Source organism: Priestia sp. TGN 0903, from assembly GCF_050846855.1.
Taxonomy (GTDB): Bacteria; Bacillota; Bacilli; order Bacillales; family Bacillaceae_H; genus Priestia; species Priestia zanthoxyli.
Map to the genome: position 1 here is coordinate 670009 of NZ_JBOZGL010000001.1, position 15538 is coordinate 685546.

Annotated in this window: 14 protein-coding genes; 3 read left to right on the forward strand and 11 right to left on the reverse strand. The window is 38.7% G+C overall.

Features of this window, described 5'->3' with window-relative positions:
- Window positions 1-62: 62 nt before the first annotated feature.
- Window positions 63-1469 carry a Na+/H+ antiporter NhaC gene (gene nhaC / locus ACRPLY_RS03490; protein ID WP_028413606.1) on the reverse strand — a complete coding sequence of 469 codons (1407 nt, stop codon included), beginning with the start codon at window positions 1467-1469 and terminating at the stop codon, window positions 63-65.
- A gap of 323 nt (window positions 1470-1792) precedes the next feature.
- Between nhaC and msrA the strand changes: the two genes are divergently transcribed.
- A complete protein-coding gene (gene msrA, locus ACRPLY_RS03495; RefSeq protein WP_251440539.1) occupies window positions 1793-2698 on the forward strand; it encodes a peptide-methionine (S)-S-oxide reductase MsrA in 906 nt (301 codons plus the stop codon).
- 3 nt (window positions 2699-2701) lie between these two features.
- Here msrA and ACRPLY_RS03500 read toward each other — a convergent pair whose 3' ends face one another.
- Window positions 2702-3397: a YqjF family protein gene (locus tag ACRPLY_RS03500; RefSeq protein WP_028413608.1), complete on the reverse strand. Its 696-nt coding sequence runs from the start codon at window positions 3395-3397 to the stop codon at window positions 2702-2704.
- A gap of 19 nt (window positions 3398-3416) precedes the next feature.
- Complete coding sequence (locus ACRPLY_RS03505; RefSeq protein ID WP_432231555.1) at window positions 3417-4370, reverse strand: NAD(P)/FAD-dependent oxidoreductase; 954 nt, start codon at window positions 4368-4370, stop codon at window positions 3417-3419.
- A 199-nt stretch (window positions 4371-4569) separates the two neighbouring features.
- Here ACRPLY_RS03505 and ACRPLY_RS03510 point away from each other — a divergent pair, with 199 nt between their 5' ends.
- Window positions 4570-4902, forward strand: coding sequence for a hypothetical protein (locus ACRPLY_RS03510; RefSeq protein WP_033578790.1), 333 nt, complete (start codon window positions 4570-4572; stop codon window positions 4900-4902).
- Between the two features lie 35 nt (window positions 4903-4937).
- On the opposite strand, the gene ACRPLY_RS03515 is transcribed toward ACRPLY_RS03510, so the two are convergent.
- From ACRPLY_RS03515 to ACRPLY_RS03525, 3 genes are all read right to left on the reverse strand, one after another.
- Window positions 4938-5771: a flagellar motor protein MotB gene (locus tag ACRPLY_RS03515; protein WP_432231556.1), complete on the reverse strand. Its 834-nt coding sequence runs from the start codon at window positions 5769-5771 to the stop codon at window positions 4938-4940.
- A complete protein-coding gene (gene motA / locus ACRPLY_RS03520) occupies window positions 5764-6558 on the reverse strand; it encodes a flagellar motor stator protein MotA (RefSeq protein ID WP_033578789.1) in 795 nt (264 codons plus the stop codon). The genes ACRPLY_RS03515 and motA overlap by 8 nt, the downstream gene beginning before the upstream one ends.
- A gap of 129 nt (window positions 6559-6687) precedes the next feature.
- Window positions 6688-6831, reverse strand: a complete 144-nt coding sequence (locus ACRPLY_RS03525) for a hypothetical protein (RefSeq protein WP_014460421.1) — start codon at window positions 6829-6831, stop codon at window positions 6688-6690.
- Window positions 6832-6971: 140 nt separating this feature from the next.
- Between ACRPLY_RS03525 and ACRPLY_RS03530 the strand changes: the two genes are divergently transcribed.
- The gene (locus tag ACRPLY_RS03530; RefSeq protein ID WP_014460422.1) at window positions 6972-7250 is read left to right on the forward strand and encodes a hypothetical protein; all 279 of its coding nucleotides are present in this window, start codon (window positions 6972-6974) and stop codon (window positions 7248-7250) included.
- A 13-nt stretch (window positions 7251-7263) separates the two neighbouring features.
- On the opposite strand, the gene ACRPLY_RS03535 is transcribed toward ACRPLY_RS03530, so the two are convergent.
- The 5 genes from ACRPLY_RS03535 to ACRPLY_RS03555 all read right to left on the reverse strand — a co-directional run bounded on the left by ACRPLY_RS03535 (window position 7264) and on the right by ACRPLY_RS03555 (window position 15513).
- The gene (locus ACRPLY_RS03535) at window positions 7264-7923 is read right to left on the reverse strand and encodes a serine/threonine protein kinase (RefSeq protein WP_028413611.1); all 660 of its coding nucleotides are present in this window, start codon (window positions 7921-7923) and stop codon (window positions 7264-7266) included.
- Between the two features lie 119 nt (window positions 7924-8042).
- Window positions 8043-9329, reverse strand: coding sequence for a cytochrome P450 (locus ACRPLY_RS03540; RefSeq protein ID WP_080963438.1), 1287 nt, complete (start codon window positions 9327-9329; stop codon window positions 8043-8045).
- Window positions 9330-9436: 107 nt separating this feature from the next.
- Window positions 9437-10930: an aldehyde dehydrogenase family protein gene (locus ACRPLY_RS03545; RefSeq protein ID WP_013082880.1), complete on the reverse strand. Its 1494-nt coding sequence runs from the start codon at window positions 10928-10930 to the stop codon at window positions 9437-9439.
- Between the two features lie 128 nt (window positions 10931-11058).
- Window positions 11059-13944: a type I pullulanase gene (gene pulA, locus ACRPLY_RS03550; protein WP_432231685.1), complete on the reverse strand. Its 2886-nt coding sequence runs from the start codon at window positions 13942-13944 to the stop codon at window positions 11059-11061.
- Window positions 13945-14118: 174 nt separating this feature from the next.
- Complete coding sequence (locus tag ACRPLY_RS03555; RefSeq protein WP_432231557.1) at window positions 14119-15513, reverse strand: L-cystine transporter; 1395 nt, start codon at window positions 15511-15513, stop codon at window positions 14119-14121.
- Between the last annotated feature and the right edge of the window lie 25 nt (window positions 15514-15538).

Below are 15538 nucleotides of genomic sequence, written 5' to 3' on the forward strand. Positions count from 1 at the left end.
AAGTTGATTCTTCATTAAGAATCTCAATTCATCGTTCGGATTTTTCTTCAACTAAAACTCTTTTATTTTGCTATAGCAGAACGCTGTTTTTCTTCTTTTACGTACCAAATGAATTTCCCTGTATATCCGTAAACAATCGCCAAAATAATAGAGACAAAACTGAGCCACATAAACGGCAGATAAGCGAATGTAGAAATCCCAAGCGTTGTAGCTAGAAATACACCGTTATCCGTCCACGGAACCATTCCAGAAGTTAAGGTTCCCCCTACTTCTGAGTTACGGGCAAGCACTAGACGCTGTATTCTTAACTTATCATAACTTTTCTCCATAATTTTCGGTGTTAAAATTAATGAAACATACATCGCACAACCAAATATATTTCCTAATAATCCAACGAAAATAGTAGAAGCCGTAACGTTTCCTGAATTGACAAGAATTTTTTCAAATTTAGATAGCAGGACTTCTAAGACGCCGAGCTCATCTAATAACCCGCCAAATCCTAGGCCAAAAATAATGACAATAATAGAACCGACCATGCTTAAAATTCCGCCACGATTTAATAGCTCACTTAAAAATGTGTTGTCGGTATTAATTTTAAATCCTTCATAAGCCGTATTAAATGCGCTCGCCACATCCATATGTTGAAAGACAACTGCCCATATAATTCCTAATAATGAACCAACCGCAATTGCTGGAAGAGAAGGTTTCTTTAATGCTAAAAGGACAATGACAGCCAAAGCCGGAATCAGCATCCACCCGCTGATGTGAAATGTATCCAACAGCGAAGATTTTAATTCTTCTACCCGTCCAGCATCAAAATCTTTTCCCCCATACATAAACCCTGTTACCGTAAATAATACTGCCGTAATGAGATAAGCAGGAATATCCAATACTAACATTGCTTTTACGTGATCGATAACGTTCACTCGGGCCATTGACGCAGATAAAATGGTACTATCAGAAAGAGGAGAAAGCTTGTCTCCAAAATAAGCTCCTGAAATCACGGCTCCAGCTACTAAAGGAAGCGGCATACCTAAGCCTTGTCCGATTCCCATCATCGCGATTCCGGCTGTACCAACCGTTCCCCAAGATGTTCCTGTTGAAATCGAGGTAATAGAGCAAATGATCAGTGTAGCAAGTAAAAAGAATGTTGGATTAATAAACTCTAATCCAAAATAAATAAGAGAAGGAACAACTCCTCCGGCAATCCATGTTCCAATTAACGTACCGACGGCTAATAAAATTAAAATAGCTTCTAAGCCGTTTGATATTCCTCTTGTAATGGCCCCTTGCAGCTGATTATACGTATACCCAAGTCGTACTCCTAGCGCCATAACAATAAACCATGAAATAAATAAAGCGAGCTGAATAGGTAAATCAAAAACAGTTGCAAACGAAATAACAACAGCTAAAAATAAAGCAAGCACAATCATTATTTCCCACATAGATGGTAAACGGGTTGTGTTCAAACTAGCTCCTCCTAAACTGGTATGTAGATTCTGGAATGTGGTATCGTTTAAGAGCAAAACGTCCTTATTTTTTAATTGTTCCTCTTACTGCTCCAACGTATGTATTTCTATGAGTACTTAAACAATAAACTGCATCTTTTTAAGAACATAAAATAAGGATACTCGCGTAAACAATAAGCCATCTTTCTTTTATCCAGTGGTCATAATACCATAAGAGTGTGCTTTCTTACAAGACTCGTTATAAAGCGCTTTCTGTTTGTTTATACATTTTAATATATAAATATATTTTCATTTATTTTATTCAACGAAAAGAGGAAAGTAACATGAAAGAATATGCAACGTTTGCAGGAGGATGCTTTTGGTGCATGGTCGCTCCTTTTGATCCGCTTACAGGAATCATTAGTATCCGCTCGGGCTACGCTAGAGATGAACAAATCGCTTCTGAAGCTAAACAGGAAAGCGCGTACGTAGAGGCCGTGCAAATTGTATGGGATCCTTCTCAAATTACGTTTGAAGAGCTGCTTAACCTGTATTGGCAGCAAATTGACCCTACGGATTCCGCCGGACAGTTTTCAGACCGCGGACCATCGTATCGAGCCATTATTTTTTATCATAACGAAAAGCAAAAAGAAGTGGCTCTCGATTCTAAAAGAAAGCTCGCCCAAAGCGGACGTTTTAAGAACCCTATCGTCACACCTATTTTACCTTTTTCTTCTTTTTACGAAGCAGAAGAACAGCAGCAGGATTATTATCGAAAAAATGCATTTCACTATAAATTATACAAAGAAGGCTCGGGGCGAACTGATTTTCTGACGCAGCATTGGCCCAAGGACCGCTCTTACCTTAAAAAGTTCCTAACGCCTATGCAATATTTTGTTACGCAGGAAAACGGAACCGAACCCCCTTTTACAAATTTATATTGGAATAACAAAAAAAAAGGAATTTACGTTGACCTTCTAACTGGAGAAGCACTGTTCAAAACGTCAGATCAGCTTCCTTCTCATACAGGCTGGCCCATTTTTAAGCGTCCTATCTTATACGGAAACATAAAAAAAGTGCCGGCTCAGCATTCAACAGCGCTAAAAAGCAAAGAAGGAGATAACTATCTTGGTTTACTTTTAACAGAAGAAAACAGCGAATACTATCAAGTAAATTCTGCGGCTCTTCGCTTTATTCCAAAAGAGAAGCTTAAAGAAGAAGGCTATGAAGATTTTTTAATTTTATTTTGATGCCTATACTTTCTTAAACGGGTAAAAATAAGCAGTTACTTTCTTTGCGTAGTGTACAGTTAAATTATGATAGTCCGCCGGACGCAAAAAAGGCTGAGTGATAGAATCATCTCTTATTTCACACTCTCCTTTTTGCAGCTCCCAAGGATCATGATAAAGGTCTCCTCTGTAGACATTTCCTTGGTGAGTGGTAAATAAGCAATAGCGCTCTGTAAGCCAATGAGCTAATTCTCCTTTTCTACTGCGATAGGACGGAGAAGTACCTCTATATGTAAGCTTTACTCGCTCTTTTTTTGAGTCTCTGTGCGTTCGAACTGACTGAAAAGAAATATAGTTCTGAGTTTTGTTGAATGTCATAGCAGCGTGGTAATAAGGCAAGTGAAAAAACTGACGAGCAATCCATACTCCTAGTGGATTGCTTGCGTCTAAACTAAAAAAATAAACGCCTTTTTCCCCTTTATATGTAACATAGGTACGCACATTTAGCTCATATAGCCGTGAAAAGATGGGCACGGCGGGCGTTCCTTTGAATCGAATGTCTGTCATTGTAAAAGGCACAAGCGCAATCCACGCTTGACCATTATAGGTGTCAGGCTCTAACTGACTCGGCAATAAAGAAGCCAAAAATGCCGGATCTACAGGCCAATGAATAAACAGTAAATCTTTCCACGTTTGTTTCATTATCCAATTATTTTTCACTTCTTGGTCCCTCCTTTTTCTAGATGTTCTTTTCCATTAATTCAGCGGCTGCCGATTTGCCTGACAAATATGCGCTCTCTAACCGTGAGTGATTCGTCTCGTCTTCCCTTCTTAAAAAAGCATCTCCTGCCACCAGTAGCGACGGCATAATTTTAGCAAAGGGCTGATGAAGAACTTGTTCAACCTCTACATAGCGCCATTTCTTTATCTGGATGCTTTTAATATGATTTGCACCTATCCATTCTTTTATTTCATTTTTTATCATCGGCAGCAACTCACGTTCATGTTCATCAAAATGTTTTTCTGACCAGTCTTTATTCATATATATGCTAAGAACGGGCGTCTTTGATATTCCTTTTTGCTCATGATTAACAATTCTTTGGATTGTGCTAGATGGATTTGTGATTTGACCATGATCACTATACAGCATCTCTGTGTAAAGCTCCACGATAGCAACCAAGCAGGGACTAAATTTAAGTGTTTTAAGAATAGATTGGTCCGCTTGCAGCTTACTATTATTAAATACCTCAATAACCTGAGGAGACGGAGGTGTAAGAATGATATCAGTCGCTTCAAAAATCTCATTTTCTTCTGTATACAGCTGGTACCTTCCGTTTTGAAAGTCAATGGTTTGAACTTTTCGATTCAAGTATACGCGTAGATCTTTTGCTAAATATTTAGCTAATGCATTCATGCCATTTATACTTTGATAACGAGGGTGATGCTCACCAAACCACTTTTTAACCTTTCTATCAGCTATCCATTTATTTACGGCTTGCTGAAATTCATCGGATCTCACTGTAAAAAATTGAGCTCCGTGATCTGCTTTTCCATCCCCTACTCTTCGTGTAGCCATTCGTCCCCCTACACTTTTGCCCTTATCAAGAAGAAAGACCTCTATTCCTGCTTTTTGTAATTCAGCCGCAGCTGTAAGGCCGGTCATTCCTGCACCTACTATTCCTACTCGTTTCATTTTTTCCTCCTTATTTAACTCATTTACTTACAGTATAAAAAAAGCGGAATAATTGAGCTAATTTAAACTGTCTTTTTCATTTACCTTCGCTCCTGCTTGTCTCAAAAAAATAGTCTACGATTCTTTTCATCTTAATATACTTGTTGTATACAAATATATCTTTACCTGCTAGCACGTCTATAAATAGGAGGACTGTCACATGATGCTCTATGATATTAAGCATAAAGTATATTACGAAGTATTTAATACAGCTCGCCCTAAAATGAAGGACGCTCACCAAGGACGAAGCTGGGGATATGTTTATAAAAATCTCAATGGACAACCTACCAAGTTTTGGATTGACTTTACGCACGGACGTTTTATGTACTTTCAAGTTGAAGGCAAGTGGTATCGCGTGCAATATTTGCAGTCCAATGATAAGAAAAAAACAGCAGATGTCTTTAAAGGCGCTCTCATTGATTTGATTTTAGATGGAATGGACCTCAAGTTAGTACGAGGAAACTTTGAAAAGAGAAGACTCTTAGCTTTATAACACATAGAAAAACAGCCGTAAAAGCAGGACTGCTTTTACGGCTGTTTAATTGTACGAGGAGTAATCAATATTTCAACCCTTCTATTTTTCGCTTTCCCCTCTGCTGTATTGTTAGATGTCACCGGTTTGAACTCTCCAAATCCTTTTGCACTGAACATGCTTGGATTAAGCTTATCGTTTTTTAAGATAACTTTCATAAAGTTAACTGCTCTCATCACGCTTAACTCCCAGTTGGATTCAAAACCAGCGTTGCGAATAGGTACGTTATCGGTGTGGCCGCTAATAATAATATTACGAGGAGGATCAATCACCAAAAGCTCTGAAATATCATTTGCGATTTTTGTATCTTCACTCCGCACTTGTGCTCTTCCCGAATCAAACAATACATTGTCTCGAATGGAAATTAAGAGACCTTCCTCGGTTAGCGAAGTCTGTAATTGATTTGTTAAGTTTTTCTTTTGAATATACGCATTAATTTTAGATTGAATTTGCTGAAGCTCTTCTTGATCAGCTTCTCGAATGGTTTGCTCCTTTTGTTCGCTCGTTAAAGATTGTGAAGAAGCAGGAGACTGATTGGAAGCTGTCTCTACTTCATTTGTTTTTTCCGTACTTTTAGCTGCAGGAGTATTTGAAGGCTGAACCGCTTCTTCAGATTCCTGCAGAGATTGAAATTCCATCACGCCCGTTCCTCCAACGAACGCTTCATTAAATGCGCGGGAAAGGTTCTTAAATTTTTGCGCATCCACTGAGCTCATTGCAAACAATACAATGAATAAAGCAAGTAAAAGTGTAAGCAAATCTGAGTAAGGAAGCAGCCAGCTTTCGTCAACATGGTCCTCTTCATGCTTTCGTTTTCTGCGTCTACTCATTTGTGCCCACTTCGCTTTCTTGAAGAAGCTTTTTACGTTCCGCTGTTGGCAAATAGGAAGCCAGCTTTTGCTCAATTACTTTCGGTGTTTCTCCTTCTAGAAGTGAAAGCACTCCTTCGATCATCATATACTTTACCTTTACTTCATGTTTCGATTTACGCTTCAGTTTATTTGCAAACGGATGCCATAGTACATACCCAGTAAAAATACCAAGAAGCGTAGCAACAAACGCCGCGCTGATCGCATGTCCTAGCGTATCCGTATCTTCCATGTTCCCAAGCGCAGCAATTAACCCTATAACAGCTCCAAGTACACCCAGAGTTGGAGCATATGTACCTGCTAAAGCGAAAATACTTGCACCCGTTTGATGTCTCTCTTCCATAGCATCAATTTCTTCAGACAACACGTCTCGTATATAATCCGCACTTTGACCATCAATAGCTAAATTCAAACCATTTTTTAAGAAAGGGTCATCTACATCAATAATTTGGGCTTCAAGTGATAGTAACCCTTCTTTTCGAACAACTTGTCCCCATTCTGAAAACATGGATACTAAATCAACGGGCTGCAGCATTTTTTGTTCTTTAAACAGGACACCAAACAGTTTTGGGACTCTTTTGATTTCATTTGAAGGAAATGCAATCACTACTGCTCCGACGGTTCCGACAATAATAATTAAAATAGCAGCCGGATTTCCTAACACAGATGGATTAACCCCTTTGAAAAACATGCCTACAATAAGAGAGGCTATTCCTAAAATCAGTCCAATAAAAGATGTTTTATCCATATGTAATTCTCCTATCCTTAACTTCCTGTTCTTTCTTTTTGTGTATTTTATCCTCATCTTTTATTTCGACTATTTCATAGAATTTTTAAGCTTTTTATGAATCATATTTACAATTACATCTTTTCTCTATTATAAAAACACTTTTTTCAACTTTTCATACAGAATATCTGAAGGTCCAGCTATAATCGCTACAATTTGATTTTCCACATAAATAGCAGCCGTCATCTTATTATCAATATCAGCTAAAATTGCAAACCCGACGTTAATATTCAACTTTACTCACCTCTGTAACGTTGTTGTTTATTCAACATATAAAAAGAGCAGTCTTACCATTTATTTTTCCGTGTTTTATTGACATTTGTAAATTTTATATTAAGATTATGTAAATGAGTTGACAAAATGGAGGTGATATTATGCTACTAGAAAAATACTGTAAAGACACTGATTTAATGATTATCCAGTTTACAATCGAACTAACAAAAGATATTCACGCTAAAATCTCCGCACGTACTTTATTTTATGAAGAACAGGTGATACGTTATGCTGAAAAAAGAATACGTTCTTTCTTACATCCTCTTTCCCTTAAACATACGCTAAAATTTGTCTATCAATCTGAAATACTACAAACCATTCTATTCAAATTAAAACCAACTTTTGAACAGCAGCACGTACTGCGCTGTATTTCATCTTAAAAAGGAGTTCCCTTTAGCGGAAACTCCTTTTTGATTTGATTCTACGATATAGACGATATGCTTTTCTGATAACGTTTAAAAGCGGATACGGCAAGCGGATATGGTATTTATCAATAAACGGATAAAAGGTGTAATAAGCTTTTACAAGGTCTGTCCATTTTTTATCAATACCCTCCTTATAAAAGTCAGAAATATCCACCACATATCCTCTTCCATCTTTCATCATGACATTTTTGCCATGCACATCATACGGGTTTAACCCCTGGCTTCTTGCATAGTCCAAAGCTTTGTTCACATCTTTTATGACTTGTTCTGGAATCTTTATTCCCCGCTGTACAGCATCATACAAAGTAACACCTGTAAGTCTTTTTAAAATCAAGTACGTCTTTCCCTCATGAAAAAGTTGAGAATAAGCTGGGTGAACGCCCAGCTTTCTATACACTTGCGCTTCTTTTTTTACACCATAAACGTCTCTTCCGTATACTTTTACGACAAATTCAGGATAATTCTCGTGCGTAAACACACCGGCATAGTTTCCTTTACCAATAAGTACCCACTCTTTTGTTTTGTTCGTAACTTCAACTGGATCATAGTCACTTTCACTTTGAATCTTAACTTGCGTTAGTAATGATGTTTCAACTAGCGACACTAACTGTTTAATTGTTTTATCCATAGTCCCCTCTAAAAATCCTTCAGTAATCTCTATCAAATATTATCCTATGATAAATCTCAATGCAGGATGTGTCAATAAATTGACAGCCTGATATAAAGAGGGAAAGGATTCCCGTTCATTCAAGACTGCGTGTGAACTTTGTGAACATTCACATCCAGTTCTTCTTTCATATTCAGCATAACGCCCGCCATCGGAGCAATAGGCTCGGGCTTAGTCAGTTGAAATAAAAAGCGCTTTGTCATTTCTGACAGAAAAATAGTTACTATTTCAGTGATATAGTCCATGCCTCTTTCCGCTTGATGCTCAATCCCAAGCGGCATATACATATAGCTTGGGACATCAATGGACCCTCCTTTTTCAAAACGGTCAGGTAAAAATTCACTGGGCTCTAAAAAGTAATCTTCATGGCGATGCATCATATAAGGGCTAATTAACATAATCTCCCCTTTTTTAATGCTGTAACCATCTATTTGTATATCTTCACGTGCTTGACGCCCAAATAGCCAAAGAGGCGGATACAGCCTCATGCTTTCAGCAATTATTTTGCGCATATAGGTCAAATTTTTGGTTGAAAGTGATTCACCGCTAGCATAGGCTTGAATTTCTTTATGCAGCTGAAGGTGCTCCCTAATATTTTGAGACAGTAAATGAATAGACCAGCTGCATACGTGCGTAATCATTTCATACATCGAAAGGAATATAGAATTTAGCTGTTCGTATATTTCTCTTTCATCGATGTCTTCCCCGTGAGAATTTAATACACACTGCAGTAAGTCATTTCCTTCGGTTTTGTTTTGAACACGCATTTGAACGCGTTCAAAAAGGAGTTGTTCTAGCTGCTCATCTGAGTCAGGCTGGTGCAAGGGTAGACGAATATAAATTTTTCCTAACTTTTCTTTTTTTCTCATAAGTGCTTGAACATAGTGAATTTTGTCTTTATCCTCAATCGAAATGCCAAATACAAGTTGAAGGAGTACAGCTACGACTATCTGTCTTATGTCTTTTACTATCGTTCGAAGCTGCCCTTCTTCCCACGTTTCCGTATGCTTTTCAATTATTTTTGCGATTGCTTCCTTATTATAAGTTAGATGTTGTTTAAGTTGTGAGGGTTGAATGGGGCTCATGTATAATGCTTCATCTGTCCATAACATTTCTTCACCCAGCAGCGTTTTAAACATATGCGTTAGTTTAATTTTTTGAAACGCCTTGCTGTTTGTAATGACTACATCTTTAATAAGTTGAGGGTCTCTCGTTACATAAAAGCGTTTGTGCGCAACTCTAAATGTTGCAATTTCTCCATACTGAGTCAAGTTTTCCAAAAAACCCAATGGGTTCTCTCTAAACTTTTGCAGGTGACCGGTAAGCTTATACGACGAGGGGCCCTGTATAACCGGCAATGTTATCACTCCTTTTCTAAAAATGCGGGACTTAAACAAATAAAAGAGTAGTCCACTAAAGACTACTCTTTTTCACACAAAGATATGCTATTGATTTTCACAAAAAATCTTACTTATTATTCCATATTGATCCATACGCTTTTCACTTCAGTGTAATTATCAAGCGCATAGCTTCCCATTTCACGACCAATTCCCGACTGCTTATAACCTCCAAACGGGCTTGCTGCATCAAATACGTTGTAACAGTTCACCCAAACTGTACCCGCTTTAATACCATGAGCAATATAGTGTGCTTTCTTTAAATCCTGTGTCCAAACGCCTGCTGCTAGACCATATGCTGTATCATTTGCTTTGGCAATCAAATCATCAAGATCGTCAAACGGCATAGCAGCTACAACCGGACCAAAGATTTCTTCACGAGCAATCGTCATCGAATGATCGACATCTGCAAAGATAGTCGGTTCTACGAAATAGCCTTGATCAAACGGTATGTTTCCTCCTGCGAGTACTTCCGCTCCTTCTTCAATTCCTTTATCAATATAGGTTTTCACTCGTTTTTGCTGCTGCGCAGATACAAGCGGACCCATTGTTGTCTCATCAGCTAATCCATTTCCTTGTTTAATAGATTTCGTTTGAGAAACTAAATCAGCTACGACATTATCATATAAGCTTTTTTGGACATACAGACGACTTCCAGCACAACATACTTGTCCCTGGTTAAACATAATACCTGAAAGCGCACCAGGAACAGCTTTTGTTAAGTCTGCATCCGGGAGGATAATGTTTGGTGATTTTCCTCCAAGCTCTAACGTCACACGCTTTAAAGAGTCGCTAGCTTGTTTCATAATTGCTTTTCCGACAGCAGTAGATCCTGTAAAAGCAATTTTATCGACAAGATCATGATGAACGAGCGGTTCACCTGCTGTTTTCCCGTAGCCTGGCACAATGTTTAGCACGCCTTTTGGGAATCCTGCTTCATCGGCTAGTCGAGCTAAGTAAAGTGCAGAAAGAGGCGTTTGCTCGGCTGGCTTGAGCACAATTGTACATCCAGTTGCCAAAGCGGCTCCGAGCTTCCAAGCGGCCATTAAAAGCGGGAAGTTCCACGGAATAATTTGGCCAACAACTCCTACTGGTTCATATCTCGTATAGTTAAAATACGCTCCTTGCACAGGAATAGTTTGTCCAACCATTTTAGTTGACCACCCTGCAAAGTAGCGGAAATGTTCGATGGCTAATGGAATGTCTGCATTTGATGTTTCACGAATTGGTTTTCCGTTATCAAGCGTTTCAAGCTGCGCAAGTTCCAATTGATGTGTTTCCATTAAATCAGCTAATTTATAAATAAGTCGACTTCTTTCAGCTGCTGACATCTTTGTCCAAGGTCCATGATCAAAGGCTTCTCTAGCCGCTCTGACGGCGCGATCAATATCCTCTGGATTTGCTTCAGCTACATCTGCCAACTTTTCACCCGTTGCTGGATTTACTGTTTCAAACGTTTTTCCTGAAACAGAGTCTACCCATTCGCCATTAATGTATAGCTGTTTAACTCCTTTTAAAAACTCCACTACTTTCGGACTCATTTCAACTTTTTTCGCTCCAAGATTTTGCATCAAATACATACCTCCCCACGAATTTTGAAAACGCTAACAATAAATATTTTACCATGTTATCTAGTAAAATCAACAATTTTGCATACAATATTCTGAATTTTTCTACATGCATTCTAGCTATCTAAAACTTATCTTACTAGTACAAATGTCGAAAGAGGCGAAACGTTTATTGTATTTCCTTTCACCGTACGGAGCGTTTTTGTTCCGGCCCGCTCGCCGTCAACAAGTAATCTCCACGTTCTGTTAGAAGGCAAATGAACCGTTTGAGCTTGTTTATTTGCATTATGAATCACCATTATTTCGTTTGCTTTATCTTTATTAGCTTTAGCATTTAACGTATAACCTACTACGTTTGCTGGTGCATCAACAAAGCGTAAATTTTGATGAATAGCCTGTGCACTCGTCATTCTAAATGACGAATATTGCTTTCGAAGCGCAATAAGTCCCTTCATGTAATTTACTTCTTGTCTGAAAGCTGCTCGGCGCTTCCAATCTAGCTGATTGACAGAATCGGGTGACTGATAGCTGTTATGGTCTCCGCCTTTTGTTCTCATAAACTCTTGACCTGCATGTATAAAGTTCATTCCTTGAGATGTTAAAATAATAGAAGAAGCAAGCTTGTGCATTTGCTTTTTCGTTTGCTCGGTGTCAGCAGGGTTCGTCAGCTGAAGCTTATCCCATAACGTATGGTTATCGTGCGCTTCTACATACGTAACAACTTGATCTGGATCTTCATACGTGGCAGTTGAACGATCATAATCAATTCCAGCTGCTATACTTTGCTGTATGAGCTTTTCTTGTCCTTGCTTTCCATTCACAAATCCGTTGTCATAATCAAAAAATACGCTGCCTTTAAGACCATCCCGCATACTGTCATTAAAGTGAGCGATGCGCTTCATATCCTGAGCGTTTTTCTGGTTAGCTTTGAGCTTAGCGTCAAGCTCGGTTCCTAGATCCCAGCCCTCTCCTAAGACGATAATGGAAGGATCAAGTTCATCTAACTTCTTTCTCACTTCATTCATTGTCTTTGTATCGTGAATCCCCATTAAATCAAACCGAAACCCGTCAATGTGGTACTCTTTTGCCCAATACGCAACAGAATCTACGATAAACTTCCGAACCATTTTCCGTTCAGACGCCGTGTCGTTTCCAACACCTGTTCCGTTGGATAGAGTTCCATCTTCTTTATAACGGAAGTAGTAGCCTGGAACTAGTTTATCAAAACTATGCTCACTCACTGCATACACGTGATTATAAACAACGTCCATTACCATGCGAAGCTGCTTGTCATGAAGCGTTTGAATCATTTGTTTGAGCTCAATAATTCTAGTCTTAGGATTATATGGGTTTGTTGAATAGGAGCCTTCTGGGACGTTATAATTTTTCGGATCATATCCCCAGTTAAACTGCGGCTCGTTTAATTTCGTTTCATCCACCGTACGATAATCGTAAATAGGCAGGAACTGGACGTGCGTTACACCTAAATCTTTAATATGACTGAGTCCTGTTTTTACTCCATTTGGTCCTTTCGTATTCCACTCCGCTACGCCTAAATATTTTCCTTTGTTTTTGATACCGCTCTCTTTTTGAGACGATAAATCTCGTACGTGCAGTTCATAGATAATGGCATCTTCTGGATTTTTAAATTTCGGCTTATTTGTACTCCACTTTTTCGGATTTGTTTTAGCCAAATCTACGACGACTCCGCGATCTCCATTGACCGTTGTTGCTCGTACATATGGATCAACCGCTTCATTCCAGACGTTCCCAATTTTTACTTTGTACGTATAAATTAGTTCATCTTGATTTCCTTTTAACTCCGCTTTCCACGTTCCTTTTTCACTTTTAGTCATAGAAATTTCTTTTAAAGCTTTCGAGTTCCATGACGAATAAGTCACTAGCTTGGCTTCACTTGCAGTTGGAGCCCATACGCGAAAATTTGTTTGTTTCTTAGAATATGTGTTTCCTAAATCGTTTCCGCTATATGCATACTTTTCGTCAAATTCTTTCGTACGCACGACATTTCCATTGACTACATCAGCTGATCCGTATCCTTTTTGCTTAACTCTATACGTTTGTGTAACGTCCAAAGGCCGTTTTGTTATGATTTTAATTTTAGTAGTAACAGCGTCTCCTCCCTCTTTATAAGGTGTCACTTTCTCAATTTGAGCTCCGTCAATTTCAATGTCTCCTAAACTCTTAGAAGAGTCAAACGGTACGTTTGTTTCTAAGGTGATTTGATTAAACGTATCCATCGTCGCCTTCATGATTTTCCGAGTGAGATCTACTCCAGCTCTATCGTAATAAATTCGATTTTGCCCTTGAACAATCCATACTTCTACATTCCCATCTTTACCAACCTTGGTAATAAAGCGGTTTCCTCCGTCTTTATTTTCCCAATCGCTGTCACTAGTAGAATGGCGTACAATAAAACCAATTTTGTCAAATAAATTACCACTTCCACTGTTAATTGTGTAAGTTGCTTTCTTCCCAAAATTCGTGTCTTCCGTAAATTCGATTTGCTTGCCTTCTTTTTCATCACCTGGCCATGTCCAAATGTTCCACCCGCTATAATCTCCATCGTACCGATGATAGTTTAAGGTAACGTTTACTTTATCAAATTCCGGTAAATCTCGATATTCACCGTCAGGAGGAGACGTATATGTATGTTCATCTCCACTTTTTACCCATACTTCTCCTTCACCGTTCTCCACTGAAACGAAGCGGTCTCCTCCATCTTTTTCCCACGACTCTGTTCGTACAATAAAACCTACTTTGTCATAAGTACCGGGTAGTTCAACTTCCGCTACTTTTCCAAATTGATCTTCCCCTGTAAATGCGTAAGGCTTCCCTTCTCCTCCTTCAGGAAAAACCCATAATCCCCATTCTTTTGTATCGTTTGAAGCAGGCTGATAGTGAATCGTGAGTTTTGTGGTATCCGCTGCAGATGCAAACGATTGCATAAACGGGCTAAAAAAAGAGCTTACTAGTAAGAGTAAAGCCGTCAGTACCATTGCATATTTAGTCCAACTACGTTTCAATTAAAACCCTCCCGTAAAATAAAGTACGTACACATTTTTCACTATAACCTTTTTTGAAAGCGTTATCATAAGTATTTTTTCCTATTTTATGCGGATAAAGAAAAAAATCCATAGTTAACAATGTTAACTATGGATACCGTATCTCTTTTACACTTCTGCTGTTTCAGGTGAGATGGTTTGATCGTTGTATACGTTTGTATCTAACTCTTTTGTTAGTTTACTAGTTACGACTCCGGCTGTCATGCTTCCACTTACATTAAGTGCCGTACGTCCCATATCAATCAGTGGTTCTACTGAAATTAATAAGCCTGCTAGCGCTACGGGCAAATTCATAGAGGATAATACAAGTAAAGCCGCAAATGTCGCTCCTCCGCCAACCCCTGCTACGCCAAACGAACTAATTGCTACAATGGCAATCAACGTGAAAATAAATGAAGGCGTTAAAGGATCAATACCTACCGTTGGTGCAATCATAACGGCTAACATAGCTGGATATATTCCAGCGCATCCGTTTTGACCGATTGTAAGACCAAATGAACCTGCAAAATTCGCAATTCCTTCTGGAACCCCTAACTGTCTTGTTTGTGTGTTAACATTCAAAGGCAATGCTCCAGCACTCGTACGAGAAGTAAAGGCAAACGCCAATACAGGAAATACTTTCTTAACATATGTGATCGGATTTACACCGATGATTGTTAGAATAACTAAGTGAACGATAAACATAGCTGCCAATGCGACATATGATGCTACAACAAATTTTCCAAGTTTAACAATTGCATCAATATCACTCGTTGCTACTGTTTTGGTCATAATTGCAAGTACCCCATAAGGAGTTAAACGAAGAATTAGCGTCACTACACGCATGACAATTGCATAAAGCGTATCAATAATTTTTGAAAATAACGCCGCTTCCTCAGCTTTTTTACGCTTCACGCCTAAATACGCAATTCCAACAAATGCGGCAAAGATGACAACGCCAATCGTGGAAGTTGATCGTGCGCCTGTTAAATCAAGAAACGGGTTAGCAGGTAATAATTCTACTACTTGCTGCGGAATTGTTTTTGCTTCTAAACTAGATAAATTGTTTTCCAAGTCCTCTCCGCGCTGAAGTTCCGCTTCCCCTTTTGTGATTTGGACAGATTCTAAATTAAAGCTCGTTGTTGTAAAAATACCAATTGCAGCTGCTATCGCTGTTGTGACAAGCAAAATCCCAATAATTAAACTACTAATCTTTCCAATATTGCTCGTCAATTTCAAACGAGTGAATGCCGCTACAATCGATACAAATACAAGCGGCATGACAATCATTTGAAGAAACTTCACATATCCGCTTCCTACAATGCTAAACCAATCGGCGGTCGCTATCGTTACTTCATGAGTCAGACCATACACCCACTGAAGAGCAAAACCAAAAATAATCCCTAGGCCAAGCGCCGTGAACACACGCTTTGAAAATGATACATGTTTTTTCTGCATCATAAACAGCCCCGCAAGCAGTGCCAGCATAATAAGGATGTTTAGAATGACTAATAAGTTATTCATAGATGTTCCCCCTGTAATTTTTCCA